Raw genomic sequence first — 2,926 nt, 5'->3', positions numbered from 1 at the left:
AGCACGTTCCTGCGCCCCGGCACCCTCGACGAGACCCTGCGGCTGCTGCGCGACCGGCCCGACGCGGTCGTCGTCGCCGGCAGCACCGACTGGGGCGTCGAGGTCAACATCCGCGCCCGCCGCGCCGGCTGCGTGGTCGCCGTCGACCGGCTCCCCGAACTCCGTGAACTGCGCGTCGAAGCCGACTCCCTCGTCATCGGCGCGGCCCAGACCCTCACCGAGATCGAACGCCGCCTCGACGGCACCGTCCCCCTGCTTGCGGAACTCTTCCCGCAGTTCGCCTCCCGCCTCATCCGCAACAGCGCCACCCTCGGCGGCAACCTGGGCACCGGCTCACCCATCGGCGACAGCACGCCGGTACTCCTCGCGCTGGAGGCGTCGGTGCTCCTCGCCGACGCCGACGGCGAGCGCGAGGTCCCCCTCGCCGACTACTTCACCGGCTACCGGCAGAGCGTCCGCCGGCCCGGCGAGCTGATCCGCGCGGTGCGCGTCCCGCTGCCCCTGTCACCCGTCACCGCCTTCCACAAGATCGCCAAGCGGCGCTTCGACGACATCTCCAGCGTGGCCGTCGCCTTCGCACTCGACATCGAGGACGGCGTCGTCCGCAAGGCGCGCATCGGCCTCGGCGGCGTGGCCGCCACACCGATCCGCGCCCTCGCCACCGAAGCGGCCCTGGAGGGCCGCCCCTGGACGGCGGAAACCGTCGAGACCGCCGCCGGGATCCTGCGGACCCAGGGCACCCCGATGGACGACCACCGCGCCAGCGCCGAGTACCGCTCCGCGATGCTCGGCCAGAGCCTGCTGAAGCTGTACGCACAGACCACCGAGGCGGTGCCGTCATGAGCCAACTGTCCGAACGCCCCGAAAAGCCCGCGGTCGGCCTTCCGCTGCCGCACGAGAGCGCGGCCCTGCACGTCACCGGCGCCGCGCTCTACACCGACGACCTGATCCACCGCACCAAGGACGTCCTGCACGCCCACCCGGTCCAGGTCATGAAGGCCCGCGGCCGGATCACCGCCCTGCGCACCGGGCCCGCGCTCGGCGTCCCCGGCGTGGTCCGCGTGCTCACCGCCGCCGACGTGCCCGGCGTCAACGACGCCGGCATGAAGCACGACGAACCGCTCTTCCCCGACGAGGTCCAGTTCCACGGCCACGCCGTGGCCTGGGTGCTCGGCGAGACCCTGGAAGCCGCCCGGCTTGGCGCCGCGGCCGTCGAGGTGGAACTCGACGAACAGCCCTCCGTCATCACCCTGGAGGAGGCCATCGCCGCCGGCAGCTTCCACGGGGCCCGGCCCGAGATGCTGACCGGCGACGTCGAAGCGGGCTTCGCCGACTCCGCCCACGTTTTCACCGGCGAATTCCGCTTCTCCGACCAGGAGCACTTCTACCTGGAGACCCACGCCGCACTCGCCCATGTCGACGAGGCCGGGCAGCTGTTCGTCCAGAGCAGCACCCAGCACCCCTCGGAGACGCAGGAGATCGTCGCCCACGTCCTCGGCCTGCACAGCCACGAAGTCACCGTGCAGTGCCTGCGCATGGGCGGCGGCTTCGGCGGCAAGGAGATGCAGCCCCACGGGTTCGCGGCCGTCGCCGCGCTCGGCGCAAAACTGACCGGCAGGCCGGTGCGGCTACGCCTCAACCGGACCCAGGACCTGACCATGTCGGGCAAGCGCCACGGCTTCCACGCCGAGTGGAAGATCGGCTTCGACGCCGAGGGCCGCATCCAGGCCCTGGACGCCACCCTGACCGCCGACGGCGGCTGGAGCCTGGACCTCTCCGAACCGGTCGTGGCCCGCGCCCTGTGCCACATCGACAACACCTACTGGATCCCCAACGCGCACGTCCGCGGCCGCATCGCCAAGACCAACAAGGTCTCCAACACCGCCTTCCGCGGCTTCGGCGGACCCCAGGGCATGCTCGTGATCGAGGACATCATGGGCCGCTGCGCCCCGCTCCTCGGCCTCGACCCCAGGGAACTGCGCGAACGGAACTTCTACCGGCCCGGCCAGTCCACCCCCTACGGGCAGCAGGTCAGGCAGCCCGAACGGATCTCCGCCGTCTGGGAGCGGGTCAAGGAGAACGGCCGCCTGGCGGACCGCGAACGCGAGATCGCCGCCTTCAACGCCGCGCACCCGCACACCAAGCGGGCCCTCGCGATCACCGGCGTCAAGTTCGGCATCTCGTTCAACCTCACCGCCTTCAACCAGGGCGGCGCACTGGTATTGATCTACAAGGACGGCTCGGTCCTGATCAACCACGGCGGCACCGAGATGGGCCAGGGCCTGCACACCAAGATGATCCAGGTGGCCGCGACCTCCCTCGGCATCCCGCTGCACAAGGTGCGCCTCGCGCCGACACGGACCGACAAGGTGCCCAACAGCTCCGCCACCGCGGCCAGCGCCGGCGCCGACCTCAACGGCGCGGCCGTGAAGAACGCCTGCGAGCAGCTGCGTGAACGGCTGCTCCAGGTCGCCGCCACCCAGCTCGGCGCGAACGCCTCGGACGTGCGCATCGTCGACGGCGTCGCTGGCGTCGTCGGCGGCGACAAGGAGCTGGCCTGGGACGACCTGGTGCGCACGGCGTACTTCCAGCGGGTCCAGCTGTCGGCGGCCGGCTTCTACCGGACCGAGGGCCTGCACTGGGACCCGAAGTCCTTCCGGGGCTCCCCGTTCAAGTACTTCTCCCACGGCGCCGCCGCGGCCGAGGTGGAGGTGGACGGCTTCACCGGCGCGTACCGCATCCGGCGGGTCGACATCGTGCACGACGTCGGCGACAGCCTGTCCCCGATGATCGACATCGGCCAGGTCGAGGGCGGCTTCGTCCAGGGCGCGGGTTGGCTGACCCTGGAGGACATGCGCTGGGACACCGGTCACGGACCGGCCCGGGGCCGGGCTGCTGACCCCAGGCGGCCAGCACCTACAAGCTG

Annotated in this window: 1 protein-coding gene and 1 pseudogene; both read left to right on the top strand. The window is 71.6% G+C overall.

Going from position 1 to position 2,926, the window contains the following annotated elements; genetic code table 11:
* Nucleotides 1–843, top strand: an 843-nt coding sequence (locus tag SSNG_RS02110; protein WP_042800404.1) for an FAD binding domain-containing protein, incomplete at its 5' end; no start/stop codon positions are given.
* Nucleotides 840–2,926, top strand: a pseudogene (locus SSNG_RS02105) (molybdopterin cofactor-binding domain-containing protein); the annotation flags it as partial. The gene SSNG_RS02110 and the pseudogene SSNG_RS02105, both read left to right, overlap by 4 nt.

This window comes from Streptomyces sp. C, assembly GCF_000158895.1.
Lineage (GTDB): Bacteria > Actinomycetota > Actinomycetes > Streptomycetales > Streptomycetaceae > Streptomyces > Streptomyces racemochromogenes.
This window is presented reverse-complemented; position numbering and strand designations above follow the sequence as displayed.